This window comes from Micromonospora sp. C95 (genome assembly GCF_018070465.1).
In the GTDB taxonomy this organism is placed as follows: Bacteria; Actinomycetota; Actinomycetes; order Mycobacteriales; family Micromonosporaceae; genus Micromonospora.
In genome coordinates, this window is the sequence record NZ_JAGPXT010000031.1 from 20,312 (window position 1) to 34,144 (window position 13,833).

General features: G+C 71.1%; 14 protein-coding genes. 7 read left to right on the forward strand and 7 right to left on the reverse strand.

Annotated elements, in window-relative coordinates:
- Positions 1-417 precede the first annotated feature (417 nt).
- A complete protein-coding gene (locus KBX00_RS25270) occupies positions 418-798 on the reverse strand; it encodes a VOC family protein (protein WP_210830552.1) in 381 nt (126 codons plus the stop codon).
- Between the two features lie 583 nt (positions 799-1,381).
- Here KBX00_RS25270 and KBX00_RS25275 point away from each other — a divergent pair.
- Together KBX00_RS25275 and KBX00_RS25280 are read left to right on the forward strand one after the other, a co-directional pair.
- The gene (locus KBX00_RS25275) at positions 1,382-1,954 is read left to right on the forward strand and encodes a hypothetical protein (RefSeq protein WP_210830553.1); all 573 of its coding nucleotides are present in this window, start codon (positions 1,382-1,384) and stop codon (positions 1,952-1,954) included.
- 30 nt (positions 1,955-1,984) lie between these two features.
- Entirely contained in the window at positions 1,985-2,266 is a 282-nt protein-coding gene (locus KBX00_RS25280) for a hypothetical protein (protein WP_210830554.1), read from the forward strand.
- A gap of 239 nt (positions 2,267-2,505) precedes the next feature.
- On the opposite strand, the gene KBX00_RS25285 is transcribed toward KBX00_RS25280, so the two are convergent.
- On the reverse strand, positions 2,506-3,540 hold the full coding sequence (locus KBX00_RS25285) for an acyl-CoA desaturase (protein WP_210830555.1): 1,035 nt from the start codon (positions 3,538-3,540) through the stop codon (positions 2,506-2,508).
- 137 nt (positions 3,541-3,677) lie between these two features.
- Between KBX00_RS25285 and KBX00_RS25290 the strand changes: the two genes are divergently transcribed.
- Together KBX00_RS25290 and KBX00_RS25295 are read left to right on the forward strand one after the other, a co-directional pair.
- A complete protein-coding gene (locus KBX00_RS25290; RefSeq protein WP_301548590.1) occupies positions 3,678-4,958 on the forward strand; it encodes a sensor histidine kinase in 1,281 nt (426 codons plus the stop codon).
- On the forward strand, positions 4,910-5,545 hold the full coding sequence (locus tag KBX00_RS25295; RefSeq protein ID WP_210830556.1) for a response regulator transcription factor: 636 nt from the start codon (positions 4,910-4,912) through the stop codon (positions 5,543-5,545). The genes KBX00_RS25290 and KBX00_RS25295 overlap by 49 nt, the downstream gene beginning before the upstream one ends.
- 177 nt (positions 5,546-5,722) lie before the next feature.
- On the opposite strand, the gene KBX00_RS25300 is transcribed toward KBX00_RS25295, so the two are convergent.
- Positions 5,723-6,262, reverse strand: coding sequence for a hypothetical protein (locus KBX00_RS25300; RefSeq protein WP_210830557.1), 540 nt, complete (start codon positions 6,260-6,262; stop codon positions 5,723-5,725).
- A gap of 112 nt (positions 6,263-6,374) precedes the next feature.
- On the opposite strand from KBX00_RS25300, the gene KBX00_RS25305 reads away from it, so the two are divergent.
- Together KBX00_RS25305 and KBX00_RS29740 are read left to right on the forward strand one after the other, a co-directional pair.
- On the forward strand, positions 6,375-7,607 hold the full coding sequence (locus KBX00_RS25305) for a GNAT family N-acetyltransferase (RefSeq protein WP_210830558.1): 1,233 nt from the start codon (positions 6,375-6,377) through the stop codon (positions 7,605-7,607).
- 95 nt (positions 7,608-7,702) lie between these two features.
- The gene (locus KBX00_RS29740; protein WP_210830559.1) at positions 7,703-8,023 is read left to right on the forward strand and encodes a hypothetical protein; all 321 of its coding nucleotides are present in this window, start codon (positions 7,703-7,705) and stop codon (positions 8,021-8,023) included.
- Positions 8,024-8,089: 66 nt separating this feature from the next.
- Here the strand turns inward: KBX00_RS29740 and KBX00_RS25315 are convergent, their stop codons facing one another.
- From KBX00_RS25315 to KBX00_RS25330, 4 genes are all read right to left on the reverse strand, one after another.
- Positions 8,090-8,557, reverse strand: coding sequence for a ribose-5-phosphate isomerase (locus KBX00_RS25315; protein WP_210830560.1), 468 nt, complete (start codon positions 8,555-8,557; stop codon positions 8,090-8,092).
- A 69-nt stretch (positions 8,558-8,626) separates the two neighbouring features.
- Entirely contained in the window at positions 8,627-9,823 is a 1,197-nt protein-coding gene (locus tag KBX00_RS25320) for a DUF1015 family protein (protein ID WP_210830561.1), read from the reverse strand.
- A 112-nt stretch (positions 9,824-9,935) separates the two neighbouring features.
- The gene (locus tag KBX00_RS25325) at positions 9,936-10,274 is read right to left on the reverse strand and encodes a hypothetical protein (RefSeq protein ID WP_210830562.1); all 339 of its coding nucleotides are present in this window, start codon (positions 10,272-10,274) and stop codon (positions 9,936-9,938) included.
- Positions 10,275-10,412: 138 nt separating this feature from the next.
- Positions 10,413-11,036 (reverse strand): disulfide bond formation protein DsbA, encoded by a 624-nt coding sequence (locus KBX00_RS25330; protein WP_210830563.1) that lies wholly within the window; start codon positions 11,034-11,036, stop codon positions 10,413-10,415.
- A gap of 216 nt (positions 11,037-11,252) precedes the next feature.
- On the opposite strand from KBX00_RS25330, the gene pepN reads away from it, so the two are divergent.
- The gene (gene pepN / locus KBX00_RS25335) at positions 11,253-13,802 is read left to right on the forward strand and encodes an aminopeptidase N (RefSeq protein WP_210830564.1); all 2,550 of its coding nucleotides are present in this window, start codon (positions 11,253-11,255) and stop codon (positions 13,800-13,802) included.
- The last annotated feature ends 31 nt before the right edge of the window (positions 13,803-13,833 follow it).

The window sequence follows — 13,833 nt, forward strand, 5'->3', positions numbered from 1 at the left end:
CGGGGCGATCGGCTGCCGCGCCGCTCCGCGGCTTGCCACCGGGTACCCGGGTCCAGGCGCGCGGAGGGCCAGCAACACGGCAAGCCGCCCCCGACCCGACCGGCCGGGGGCGGTAAGCCACACGCCGCCGGACAACCGCGCGCCGCCGTGCCAGCCACGTGCCAGTAACCGACGTCTTAGACGGTCACGAGTGGTCATGATCGGGCAGGACGACACCGCCGCTGACCAGGCGATCCGGGCAGATCAGGACAGCCGAGAACGATCTTCCAAACTGACGGTGCGGGTTCGATTCCCGTCGCCCGCTCCACGGTAGTGGCCCAGGTCAGACGCGGTACCGACCTGGGCCATATGCATGCCTGCCGCTTGCCTTTCCGGGGCACACCTGCACAGCACCGACAACTTCGGAGCGATGGGCCGTCAGAGTGGGTCGAGGCGGCGCTTGAGCAGGCAGAACTCGTTGCCTTCTGGATCGGCGAGGACATGCCAGGACGCATCCGCAGGCTGACCAATGTCGAGGAGTTCGGCCCCAGCGGCCAGGAGGCGTTCGAGCTCGGCGTCCTGATCGCGGTCCGTGGGGTTCACATCGATGTGCAGCCGGGCATGCCCGTTCTTCGGCTCGTCGTCGCGGATGAGGAAGATCGTCGGCTGCGGGCCACCGAATCCTTCGCGCGGGCCTATCTCGATGTAGACCTCCTCCTCACGATCGAGCTCGACGAAGTCCAGGACCTCGCACCAGAACCGCGCCAGCACCTCGGGGTCGCGGCATTTGAGCACGATTTCACCGATTCGGCATGCCATTGACGAGACCTACTCTCAGAACGGGAACTGCCGGGGGCCGCACGCGGATCTCATGGGCTCCCCGCATTGAGTGCAAGCCCGCGATCGTACCGGGCGGGGCCAGTGGGCTCGGAGTTCAGGCCCTCGCCTGGCTCGGGGGCCGAGGAACAGGCCGGCCCATCTCCACAGCATGCCGGTCACCACCTGCCGACGAGCCATCTCACGCGCCACTGCCAGGCCCAGCAGCCAGTGGCCGACCTCGGAATGCCGGTCTGGGTCGAAACCCAGATGACCAAGATTCACCCGCCCGTAGCCGACCAGTGTGACACCGCCGGGCCAGATGAGCAGGGTCCAGCCGCACCGACCACGACCATCTGCCCCACCGCGAGGCGGTGTGGATTCGCCAGGCGGGGCTCGGCCGGCACCGAATCGTGGTGGGGCCGGGTGCTCCGCCACGTCCTGTCCCCCAGTCGCGCCTGTCCGCCCGAGCGGGGACAGCAAGGGCCAGTCAGCCGTCAGCGTGGCAGACGCGGCGTACTGTCGCTGTCCCGCGATCAGAGAAATATGGGCACCTCGTGCGCGTGGTGCTGCCACGATTGCCACCGTGACTGGCGACGGGCCGACCGGTGACTCCCGCGTCTGGCGTAGCGCGCTGCTGGCTCGCGTGGTCGCGGAGATCGAGGCGGAGATCCGTCGGGCGTGGGAACGTCTTCTCCTCGATCTCGAAATCGAACCCGATTCCGCCGAGGCGGTCGAGGTGGCCTGGCTGGTGGTCAATGATCCGGCGGCGTACGACTGGCGGACCGTCGACGGCGCGCTCGACCGGTTGAGCTGTCCGACGTGCGGATCACGGCTGGCCCAGGGGCCGGCCGCGTGCGACACGTGCGAGTTCCATCACCGGATGCGCTTCGGTGCCCGGGAGGTGGACCGTCGGCACGTTCCGCCCGGCAACGAGCATGCCCTGCGGGTGGCGAGTGCGGTGGCGCGTACCCGTCATCGGTATTCGGCCCGGGCCCGGGTGGGCTACGAGCTGATGGTGCCGGGCCTGGTTGCCGGTGCGCTGCCCACCACCAGGCAGGCGCAGGCCGCCAAGGCCCTGATAAACAAGCTGACCGATGATGAGTGTGACCGCGTGGTCAGCTTCGCCCAGGTCGAACAGTTGGCGCACGGTCGCTGATCCCGACCCTCAACGAGCTTTGGAGTGGCCATGTCCGGTGCACCGGAGCCGGGTTTGCAGCCGGAGTGGCTGCGGCCCGACCAGGAGCAGGGTGATCCGATCCTGGTGACCGTCGACGGGCACGACTTCCGGGTGTGGGCCCGGGCGGACCGACCCGGCACGTACGACTTCGACTGGCTCAGCGGGCCGCACGAGTACGGTTTCGGGCTGTCCCGGTCCGACGGCTCGGTGATGAGCCTGGCCGAGATGGAGGCGGCGATCCGCGAATTCCTCGCCGAGATCGACCCCGCCACCGGTTACCTGGCGGAGTGACAGCCTCCGGCAACGGCAAACAGCAGAGCCGGCACCGTCACCGAGAGCAGAGCCGGCGCTGCAACCAGGTGACGACAAGTTCGTCGAAGCCGGGGGCGCGGGCGGCACGGAGCCCTCGATGAAGACCACCGCCGGGTACGGACCTGGCGCGGACGGTCGAACCAGGTCACCGACCAACTCGTCGCCGGCGTGCCGGAAGGACAGTCCCGTCGACACCGGCTCGAACAACACCGCTCGGATCATCCACGCCGTGCCGAGGCGAACCGTGCGGCATGTTCCGCGCGGGCGGGGGCACCGACCTCGTGCAGGTGTCGCAGTGCCTGGCGGTAGGAGTCGAGCAGACCGGTCTGTTCGTAGGGCACGCCGATCTCGGCGCAGTACGCCTGTACGACGGGTTGGGCCCTGCGCAGGTTCGGCGTCGGCATGGCGGGGAAGAGGTGGTGTTCGATCTGGTAGTTCAGGCCGCCGAGCGACGCGTCGGTGAGCCAGTTGCCATGCACGTTGCGGGAGGTCAGCACCTGCTTGCGCAGGAAGTCCTCGGCGCCGGTCGGGTGCGGCATGCCCTTGTGGTTGGGGGCGAACGTCAGGCCCAGATAGACGCCGAACAGGCCCTGGTGCAGCAGCAGGAAGGCGACGGCCTGGAGCGGCGTGAGGACCATGAGAAGCGCCGCGAGGTAACCGACGGCGTGCAGTACCAGCAGGGCGCTCTCGGCACCGCGACTCCGCACCGTGCCGGCGCGCAGGGCCTTGACGCTCGACACCTTGAGGCTGACCGCGAGCAGCGTCAGCAGCGGGAAGAACAACGCGGCCTGGTGACGGGTGATGAAGCCCTTCAGCCCGCGCCGGCCGGAGGCTGCCTCGGCGGCCCAGATGAGCACCTCGGGAGCCACGTCGGGATCGAGGTCGTCGTGGTTGGGGTTGTTGTGGTGGCGGGTGTGCTTGTCCATCCACCAGCCGTAGCTCATCCCGACGCCGAGGTTTCCGGCGAGCAGCCCGGCGAGTTCGCTGGGTCGCCTGGTGCGGAAGACCTGACGGTGGGCCAGGTCGTGGGCCACGAGTGCCACCTGGGCGAACGTGACGGCCAAGAAGACTGCCGTGATCATCTGCCACCAGGACGAGCCGATGACGAGGAACGCCGTCCAGCCGCCGACGTACATGAGCGTGACGATGCCCAGGCGGAGGAGGTAGTAGGCGGGTCGGCGCCGCATCAGTCCCGCTGCGGTGATCCGGCGGGCGAGCGCGGCGAAGTCGCTGCCGGTCGTCGTGGTCGTCATGGTTCCAGCGAACCGTCCACGATCCGCGCCGTCAGGAGCGCTGTCCCCCGCTGTCGAGGGGGTGCTGGCACCACCGACGAACGGCGGCCACCGTGGGCAGAATGTGACCTGTGGACGTGGCCGGAGTTGGTGAGCGGATGGCCCCGTGGGTCCGCCGGGGGATGCGTTCGGTGGGGGCCGGGTTGGCCGCCATCGGGCTGGCGCTCACGAACGTCCCGCTGCTCGTCCTGTCGATCGTCGCGTTGGTGCTGGTGCCGGTGCCCTTCCTCGGCATGGCGCTGGTGCCTTGGACGACGATCCTGGTCAGGATGCGTACCGATCTTGAGCGGCGGATCGCCGGTCGAGCCGGCGTGCCGGTGGTGCGCCCGTACCATCCGCCGCCGGACCGGAGCGTGCCCGGCGGGTGGCGTCGCTTCCGGTGGGTCGTCACCGACCCGGCCACCTGGCGGGATCTGGCCTGGCTGGTGCCGGGCGCCCTGGTCGGGATCATCCTCGGCGTGATCACGCTGGCCGTACCGCTGTACGGGCTGGCGGGGCTGACGCTCACGCCGGTGTGGATCTGGCTCGGCACCGGCTGGTACGGCTACGGGACCGCCTGGTCCGTCGACTCGGTCGGTGAGGCGCTGCTCTGCGTCCCGCAGGGTGCGGCGATCCTGGCCGCCGGCCTGTGGTCGGCACCGTGGTTGCGGCGCGTCGACGCCTTGTTCGACCGGCTGCTCCTCGCGCCGACCAGGGCCGCCGACCTCCGGCTGCGGGTCACCCAGTTGACCGTGACCCGGGCCGACACGGTGGACGCTCAGGCCGCCGAGTTGCGCCGCATCGAACGCGACCTGCACGACGGCGTCCAGGCGCGGCTCGTCTCGCTGGGCATGATGATCGGTCTCGCCGACGAACTGATCGACCGGAATCCGGCCGCGGCGCACGAGCTGCTCGCCGAGGCCCGCGAGTCGAGCGGCACGGCGCTTGTCGAGCTGCGGCACCTGGTACGCGGCATCCACCCGCCCGTACTTGCGGAACGTGGTCTGGAGGGTGCGGTGCGGGCGCTGGCGCTCAGTCTGCCCGTGCCGATCACGGTCGACGCCGACCTTTCCGGCCGGCTCGACACCCCGGTCGAGTCGGCGGCGTACTTCGCCGTGGCCGAAACGCTGACGAACGTGGTCCGACACAGTCGCGCGCGCCACGCGTGGGTGTCGCTGCGCCACGTCGAGGAACGGCTGACGATGGTGGTGACCGACGACGGTGCGGGCGGTGCCGACTCCGCCGCCGGCACCGGCCTGCGCGGTATCGAGCGTCGCCTCGCCGCCTTCGATGGCACGATGGCGCTGTCGAGCCCGCCCGGTGGGCCCACCGTCGTCACCATGGAGCTGCCGTGCGCGTTGTCATCGCCGAGGACCACGCCCTCCTTCGCGACGGACTGACGCGAATCCTGCAGGCTTTCGACTTCGATGTCGTCGCGTCCGTCGACAGCGGCCCGGCCCTGCTGCCCGCCCTGGTCACGCACCGGCCCGAGGTGGCCGTGGTCGACGTCCGTCTCCCGCCCACGTTCACCGACGAGGGCCTGCAGGCCGCGATCGCCGCCCGGAACCGGATACCCGGACTACCGATCCTCGTGCTCTCCCAGCACGTCGAGCCCCTGTACGCCCGGGAACTGCTCAGCACTCCCCGGGGTGGGGTCGGTTACCTGCTCAAGGATCGGGTCTCGAACGTCGGCGAGTTCATCGACGCGGTCCGCCGCGTCGCCGCGGGCGGCAGCGCCATGGACCCCGAGGTGATCACACAGCTCCTCGCCCGCCGGGAGCCGCTGGCCGCCCTCACCGTCCGGGAACGGGAGGTGCTCGGCGAGATGGCAGAGGGGCGCTCCAACGCCGCGATCGGCACCAAGCTCCGGATCACCGAGAAGGCGGTGAGCAAGCACATCAACAACATCCTCACCAAGCTGGACATGCCGCCCTCCGACGACCACAACCGCCGGGTGCTGGCCGTGCTGGCGTACCTCAACGCTTGAGCGACCGCGAGCGTGTCCGCGCGGGGATGAATCGCGCCGGGCGGGGTAAGCAGGCCGCCGTCCTGGTGGAGTGACGACCTCGGTCGCGGTGCCACGCGGCCACCACCGGGCGGGCCGGCCGACGGGTCGGTCCGCCCGGCGACCGGGAGACCTCACGCGCTTTCCGGCAGCACCGGCCTAGTTGGTCAGCCAGTTCCAGGCGTCCATGATCCACTGGGTCTGTTGCAGGAACGCGACACCGAGGCCGGTCAGGAAGACCGCCGTGACCAGGTGTGCACCCCGGGCGGTGCGGCGTACCCGACCCAACTGCCGTTCCAGCACCACCCGGCCGAGCAGCCGGGCCAGGGTGAACAACCCGGCCGCGACCAGCAGGCTCAGCACGAAGATGACGACCGGTCCGACCAGGTCACCGCCGCCGGAGATCGCCCAGATCCCCCAGCAGACGAACGCGAACAACGCCCCCGCGAAGCTCCACTCGCCGCCGCGCTTCAGGCGGGCCACATGCCAGCTGAACGGCTGGCGCGGCGCCGGCTCGCCCGGCCAGCCGGTGCCGGTCGGCGCGTGCTCCACCGTCGGGAACGGCTCGGTACGCGGCGAGCGGGCGCCGACCTGGGCCACCCCCCGGCGGTACGGGTCGCGCTGCGGCGGCACCCCGCCATCGGGCTGCGGTGGCACCTCGACGGTCCGCTCCGCCCACGGTTGCGTCTGCTCGGCCATGTCGTTTCCCTCCCCTTCCACCGACGGCACCCCCGGACGCCGCTGGAGACTTCGAGGGTAGCCAGCCCGCAAATCGGTCGCCGTACCCACACCGATCGGCTAGACACGAGCGGTGACCACCTCCACCCTGCCGATCGAGACCGCCCAGGCCGACGACTTCGACGAGATGAACGGGTTCCTCGGTTCCCTGTTCCACCATCCGGTCGACAGCGAGGCCCAGGATGCCGAACGTCCGATCTTCGAACCGGAACGCGCCCTGCTGGTACGTGACGGATCGGACCTGGTGGCCACCGCCACCGCGTTCACCCGGAGGCTCGGCGTGCCCGGTGGGGACCTGGCCGCCGCCCACGTGAGCATGGTCGGGGTCGCGCCCACCCACCGTCGGCGGGGTCTGCTCACCGCGTTGATGCACCGCCAGCTGCGTCAGATCTACGACAGTCACCGGGAGCCGGTCGCGGTGCTCTGGGCCAGCGAGGGCCGGATCTATCCGCGCTTCGGCTACGGCCTGGCCTCCCAGCGGTTCCACGTCTCCGGCGAGACCACGGAACTGCGGCTACCGGCGCCGATGCCCGGTGAGGGCCGGCTGTGCCTGGACCGCCCGGCCGACCGCCGGGCCGAGCTGGCCCGGGTGTACGAGCGGGTACGCGCCGATCGGCCCGGCTGGTCGGCGCGCGACGACCGGTGGTGGCGGTACGTGCTCGTCGACCCGGAGGCGCACCGTGGCGGCGCCACCGAGCGGCGGGTGGTGCTGCACGAGGGGCCCGACGGTGTCGACGGCTACGGGCTGTTCCGCACCAGGGCCGAATGGGACGACGGGGGCCCGAACAGCCTCACCACGGTCGACGAGGTGGTGGCGAGCACCCCGGCGGGGTACCTGGCGATCTGGCGGATGCTGCTCTCGCTCGACCTCACCCGACGGCTGGCGTGGATGCGGGCGGCGGTGGACGAGCCGTTGCTGCGGCTGCTGAACGAACCACGCCGACTCAACTGCCGGCTGGTCGACGCGCTGTGGGTACGGGTGGTGGACGTGCCGGTCGCGCTCGCCGCCCGACGCTACGCCACCGACATCGACGTGGTCATCGAGGTGACCGACCACCTGCTGCCGGAGAACACCGGCCGGTGGCGGCTGCGCGGTGGGCCGGCCGAGGCGATCTGCACACCGGCGACCGGACCGGCCGACCTGGCCTGCGACGTACGCTGCCTCGGCGAGCTGTACCTCGGCGGCGTGACCGCGACCGCGCTTGCCGACACCGGTCGGCTCCGCGAGCTGCGCCCCGGCGCGCTCACCGCCGCCGGTCCCGCCTTCACCTGGCACCGAGCCCCCTCCGCAATGGAGATCTTCTGACCCGTCACCGCCCGCCTTGCGCCCCGTTTCTCACGGCCACAACTGCATGATCGGCGAAGCGGGCGGGTGGACGGCGGTACGGGTACGGTCGGGGGGTGGCGGATGGCGGGGAACGGCGGCGACGACGGCACCGGCAGCACGGCGCCCAGGGTGGTGGGGTCGACGCGGCGGCCAGCACAGCGGGGGTGCACGACGGCGGTGAGGCGCCGCGTGGGCGACGCAACGGCACCGCCGAAGAAGGCGAGCGAGGGCTGCGCGGGCTGGTCGGGTCCGGTTCGTCGCAGGTCAGCGTGACCGCGGCGATGCGAGCGCGGGACGCCGCCCGGCCCACCGACGACGACCTCGCCGCGGCGGCGGACCGGGTCGTCATCGTCCGCCGTAACTGGACCCCCCGCGACGAACTGCCCCGCCGCTGACCCGCCCTGATCCGGGTTCGGGTGTCGCCGACCCCGGATCAGGAATCACGGCCGAAGGGTCGCCGGTCAGGGCAGGTCGGGCAGCTGCCGGGTGCGCTCGTACTCGGCGACCTGGGTGATGCGCCGAGCGTGCCGGTCACTGCCCGAGAACGACGTCGTCAGGAATGCCTCGACGATGGCGGTGGCCTCGTCGAGGGTGTGCTGGCGGGCACCGACGGCGACCACGTTGGCGTCGTTGTGCTGCCGGCCCAGCTGGGCGGTCTCGACGCTCCAGGCCAGCGCCGCCCGCACCCCCGCCACCTTGTTCGAGGCGATCTGCTCGCCGTTGCCCGAGCCGCCGATGACCACGCCCAGGCTGCCCGGGTCGACCACCACGCGGGTGCCGGCGTGCAGGCAGAAGGCCGGGTAGTCGTCCTCCGGGTCGTAGGCGTGCGGGCCGATGTCGACCACCTCGTACCCCTGCTTGGCGAGGTGGTTGGCCAGGTGCACCTTCAACTCGAAACCGGCGTGATCGGATCCCAGGTAGACGCGCATACCGCGCAGTCTGTCAGGCCCGTCCCACGAGGCGGCGCCGGGGCGGTGCCCGGTGGGACGGGCACCGGATCAGGCCAGTTCGGCCACCACCAGGCCGCCGCGCGCCTTCGGGGTGAACCAGGTGCTCTTACGGGGCATCTTCTCCCGGGCCAGGTTCACCGCGACGAAGTCGTCGACGGTCACCGGCGCGATGAGGATGGCAAGTTCGGCCCGACCGGACTGCACCTCACCCGTGAGCCAGCTCGCCGGATAGTCACCGCCGACGTAGGTGATCCGCTTGTCGCCCGGGTCCAGGCCGAGGGCGTCGCGCAGCAGCAGCCGCTCGACCAGGGCATGGTCGAGGTTCTCCAGGCGACCGGCGCCGGAGTGCGGCAGCGTCACCGCGTACGCCTGATCGGGGAGCTGGAGCACGACGGTGCCGCCGCTGGTGGGGACCTCGGCCGGGCCGTCGACCGCGGTGATCCGCGCCCCGGCGGCGGTCAACCGCTCCAGCAGCTCCTCGTGGGTGGTGGTCAGCTCGCTGACCAGGCGGTTGTACGGCTGGATGGCCACCGAAGCCGGGGTGGTGACGACCGCCAGGAACCGGGACATCCCGCCGGTCTGCGCGGCCAGGCTGCGATGGTTGCCGTCGGCGACGACCAACTCGCCCCCACCGGCCAGGGCGGTCAACTCGTCCTGCTGCGTGCCGGGGCCGACCAGCCAGATGGCGTGGGTACGTCCGGCCTGGTCGGTGTCGGTGGCGGCGGGTGCCCCGGCCGTGTCGGTGGCCGCCGCGAGGGCGGCGTGCAGCTCGTCGCCGCGCCCGGTCTGCAACAGCAGCACCGGTGAGAGCAGGTGCCCCAACGCCTCGGCCAACGCGACCCGTTCGCGCACCTTCGCGATGAAGACGTCCTCGTTGCGGATGACCAGGCCGGGTTCGTCGGCCCGGGTGGAGATCTGGTCGGTGTCGACCATGGCGAACAGCCCGTAGGCCGACTCCTCGCCCGGCGCGCTGATCCGGTACAGCACCACCACCTGTTCGGCCGGGGTGTAGCTGCCGTCGGCCTTCGCCTCCGCGAGCCGGGTCACCGCGTCCGGCAGGGCGTCGGCGAAGGACCTGCCGAGGCTCTCCGGTGCCTTGTGGGGCATCTCGATGCCGAGGGCGCTGTGCGGATTCGCCTCGATGATCGCGGTGATCTCCGCGTCGTCGGCGAACTCGTCGTAGTTCTGGGCGCCGGTACCACCGGTGGTGATCCAGGCGCGGGAGATCGGGTGCACGACCGTCATGACCGTTGACGCTACCGGCGGCGCGTCGGGTGCCGCCGCCGGACCCGCCCTGCGCCCACCAGATGAAAGCAGCGTCACCGGCCTGACCCGTCAGGTGTGGCGGGGGCCGTCCTCAACGCTCCGTCTCCACCGCCCGTCGATGCCGGCCGGTCGGCGCGGGCACCACGGTGGGGCTACGCGCCGGTGCCGGTCGTGGCCCCTGGTTGCGGATCTCGCGACCGGGAGGGGTCAACCGCGAGGTGGCGGGAACCGCGGCGACGCCCACCGCTGCGTTGCGCCCGAACCCGCCGGCCGCGTTCGGGCGGCGATCCTGCCGGGGAGCGGACCAGGTGCCGGCCCGACCGTTCCCGGAGGTCGGCGAGATCCGGTCCGGCGCCGGCCGGAGCACACCTCCGCCGCCGCTCTCCTCCCGACTCCAGCGATCGTCGACCGGGGCACGATGCTTGGCCACCAGGTACCTCCACGAGCGGTGAGGCTGCGGACATCCGGACAAACGAGTCCGTAACCGCACCGGTGACGCCGGGCCCGGCAGCGGCGTCGCTGCCGGGCCTCGACGGGGCGGCGTCAAGAAGGTGCCCTGCCTTGCCGCTCAGTCGAAGATCGGGTCGAGGTCGCGGCTGCGCTTGAGTTCGAAGAAGCCGGGGGTGCCGGCGACCAGCAGGACACCGTCCCAGAGCCGACCCGCAGCCTCGCCCTTGGGCGCCGGGGTGACCACCGGCCCGAAGAAGGCGACCTGCCGACCGTCCGGGCCGGGGGCGTGGATGACCGGGGTGCCGACGTCGGTGCCGACCGGCCGCATACCGGCCTCGTGGCTGGCCCGCAGCGGAGGGTCGAGGTCGCGGTCGCCGGCCGCCTCGGCCAGCGCCGGGTCGAGTCCGGCGTCGGTCAGGGCGGCGACGTACAGGTCCGGCCCGAGCGGCTCCTTGCCGAGATGGATCCGCGTACCCAGGGCCGTGTAGAGCGCCCGCACGGCGTCGGCGCCGTGGCGCTGCTGCACGGCGACGCAGACCCGCACCGGCCCCCACCCGTTGCGCATCAGCTCCTGATAGTCGTCCGGCAGTTCCCGACCCTCGTTGAGCACCGACAGGCTCATCACGTGGAAACGGACGTCGACGGGGCGGACCCGCTCCACCTCCAGCAGCCATCTGGACGTGAGCCACGCCCACGGGCAGATCGGGTCGAACCACATGTCTACGCTGACGCGCTCGTTCACGACGAGATCCCTTCGCAATGGTGACGCCGACTCACCGGCGTACCTCCGATCTTTCCTCGGCCGTCCGCACTCACGCGAGGATCGACCCGTGACCTCGCCCACCACTGCCTACCCGTACATGGAAGACTCAGGCCCGGACCGGCCGTCACGAGCGGTCGACGGACCATGCGACCGTGACTGACGGCGAGAGTGGGATGGAGACGAACAGTGCCGGGAGTGCGCAACCTGACACAGGTCGAGGCGACCGAGCGGGCCCGCCTGCTCGACGTGACCGGGTACGACATCAGTCTGGACCTGTCCAGTGCTGTTCACGCCGCCGACGGTCGTACCTTCCGGTCGACCACCGAGGTGCGGTTCGGCTGCGCCGAGCCGGGGGCCAGCACGTTCATCGAGGTGGCGGCCGACTCGGTACGCTCGGCGACGCTCAACGGCGCCCCGGTGGACCTGGCCGGCTTCTCGGCCGAGAAGGGGCTCACGCTGACCGGGCTGGCCAGCGAGAACACGCTCGTCGTCGACGCGGACTTCGCGTTCTCCAACTCCGGGCAGGGGCTGCACCGCACCGTCGACCCGGTCGACGGTGAGACCTACCTCTACAGCCAGTTCGAGACGGCCGACGCGCAGCGGGTCTTCGCCTGCTTCGACCAGCCGGACCTGAAAAGCATCTACACCTGGCACGCCACCGTCCCGGAGCACTGGAAGGTGATCTCCAATATGCCGGTGGAGCGGGAGGAGGCGGCCGGCGAAGGTCACAAGACCGTGCACTTCGCCACCTCCGCCCGGATGAGCACCTACATCACCGCACTGTGCGCCGGGCCGTACCACGAGGTCAGGCACACCCACGACGGCATCGACCTGGGCTACTTCTGCCGGGCCAGCATGGCGCAGTACCTGGACTCCGACGACCTGAACCTGGTCACCACGCAGGGCTTCGACTTCTTCCAGGAGCAGTTCGGGGTGCGCTACCCGCTGCCCAAGTACGACCAGTTGTGGGTGCCGGACTTCAACGCCGGCGCGATGGAGAACTTCGGCTGCGTCACCCACGCCGAGTCGCACTACCTGTTCCGCTCGCAGGTCACCGACTTCGAGTACGAGCAACGGGCCAACACCGTCCTGCACGAGCTGGCGCACATGTGGTTCGGCAACCTGGTCACCATGCGCTGGTGGAACGACCTGTGGCTGAACGAGTCGTTCGCCGAGTGGGCCAGCCACTGGTGCAACACGCACGCCACCCGGTTCACCGAGGCGTGGACGACCTTCCTGTCCATCCGGAAGAACTGGGGCTACCGGCAGGACCAGCTCTCCTCCACCCACCCGGTCTACTGCGAGATGCCGGATCTGGAGGCCGTCGAGGTCAACTTCGACGGCATCACGTACGCCAAGGGCGCCAGCGTGCTCAAGCAGTTGGTCGCCTACGTGGGCGAGGAGTCCTTCCTGGCCGGTCTGCGCGCCTACTTCGCCCGGCACGCCTGGGGCAACGCCACCTTCGACGACCTGTTGTCCGAGTTGGAGACCGCCTCCGGTCGCAAGTTGACCACCTTCGCCTCCCAGTGGTTGGAGACCGCCCAGGTCAACACCCTGCGCCCGGAGCTGACCGTCGACGCGGACGGCACGTACCAGCGGGTGACGGTCCGTCAGGAGGCGCCGGAGGGCTACCCGACCCTGCGTACCCATCGGATCGGGGTGGGGCTCTACGACCTCACCGACGGCCGGTTGGTGCGCCGCGAGCGGTACGAGGTCGACGTCGACGGCGAGCTGACGGAACTCACCGAACTCACCGGTGTGCGCGCGGCCGACGTGCTGCTGCTCAACGACGACGATCTCAGCTACACCAAGCTGCGGCTGGACGAACGGTCCATGGCCACGGTGGTCCAGCACATCGCCGGTCTCGACTCGTCGCTGGCGCGGGCGCTGTGCTGGACCGCCGCCTGGGACATGACCCGCGACGCCGAACTGGCCACCCGTGACTACGTCGCCCTGGTGCTGGCCGGGCTGCCGGCGGAGACCGACATCAACCTGGTCACCGCGACGCTGCGCCAGGTCAGCAGCGCGCTCACCTTCTACGCCGACCCGGCCTGGGCCCCGACCGGCTGGGCGGACCTGGCCCGTACCGCGAAGACCGCGCTCGCGGCGGCCGAGCCGAGCAGCGGCTTCCAGCTGGCCTGGGCCCGGGCGTACGTCTCCGCGGCCCGCTCCGGCGAGGATCTGGCCGTGCTGCGCGGCTGGTTGGAGGGCACCCAGGTGACCCCGGGCCTGACCATCGACACGGAGCTGCGGTGGAGCGTGTTGCAGGCGCTGGTGGCCAACGGCGTGGCCGGGGCGTCGGAGGTCGAGACGGAGCTGTCCCGGGACAAGACCTCGAGCGGTGAGCGGGAAGCCGCGTACGCGCACGCACTGGTGCCGACCGAGGCGAACAAGGCCGCCGTCTGGGCGCAGTTGACCGGCCCCGAGGCGCTGCCGAACTGGCGGAACCGGGCGCTCTTGCAGGGCTTCAGCCACCCCACCCAGGTGGAGCTGATCACGCCCTACCGGGACCGGTACTTCGCCACGGTCGGGCAGGTCTGGGCGACCCGGGACAGCGAGCCGGCGCAGGAGTTCGCCATGCTCATGTACCCGGCGTACCTGGTGCAGGACGACACCGTCGAGGCCACCGACACGTGGCTGGCACAGGAGGGTCACCCCGGGCCGTTGCGGCGGCTGGTCGCCGAGGGCCGCGACGGCGTGGTCCGCGCCCTCGCCGCGCAGGCCCGGGACGCCCGGACGGCCTGACAGCGCTCCACCGGCCCGGGAGCGTCGTGGT

Bases quoted from the DNA above. Each gene is read 5' to 3' on its own strand.
- KBX00_RS25270 (WP_210830552.1), bottom strand. From the start codon at position 798: ATGGCATGCCGAATCGGTGAAATCGTGCTCAAATGCCGCGACCCCGAG.
- KBX00_RS25280 (WP_210830554.1), top strand. From the start codon at position 1,985: ATGTCCGGTGCACCGGAGCCGGGTTTGCAGCCGGAGTGGCTGCGGCCC.
- KBX00_RS25285 (WP_210830555.1), bottom strand. From the start codon at position 3,540: ATGACGACCACGACGACCGGCAGCGACTTCGCCGCGCTCGCCCGCCGG.
- KBX00_RS25290 (WP_301548590.1), top strand. From the start codon at position 3,678: ATGGCCCCGTGGGTCCGCCGGGGGATGCGTTCGGTGGGGGCCGGGTTG.
- KBX00_RS25300 (WP_210830557.1), bottom strand. From the start codon at position 6,262: ATGGCCGAGCAGACGCAACCGTGGGCGGAGCGGACCGTCGAGGTGCCA.
- KBX00_RS25315 (WP_210830560.1), bottom strand. From the start codon at position 8,557: ATGCGCGTCTACCTGGGATCCGATCACGCCGGTTTCGAGTTGAAGGTG.
- KBX00_RS25320 (WP_210830561.1), bottom strand. From the start codon at position 9,823: ATGACGGTCGTGCACCCGATCTCCCGCGCCTGGATCACCACCGGTGGT.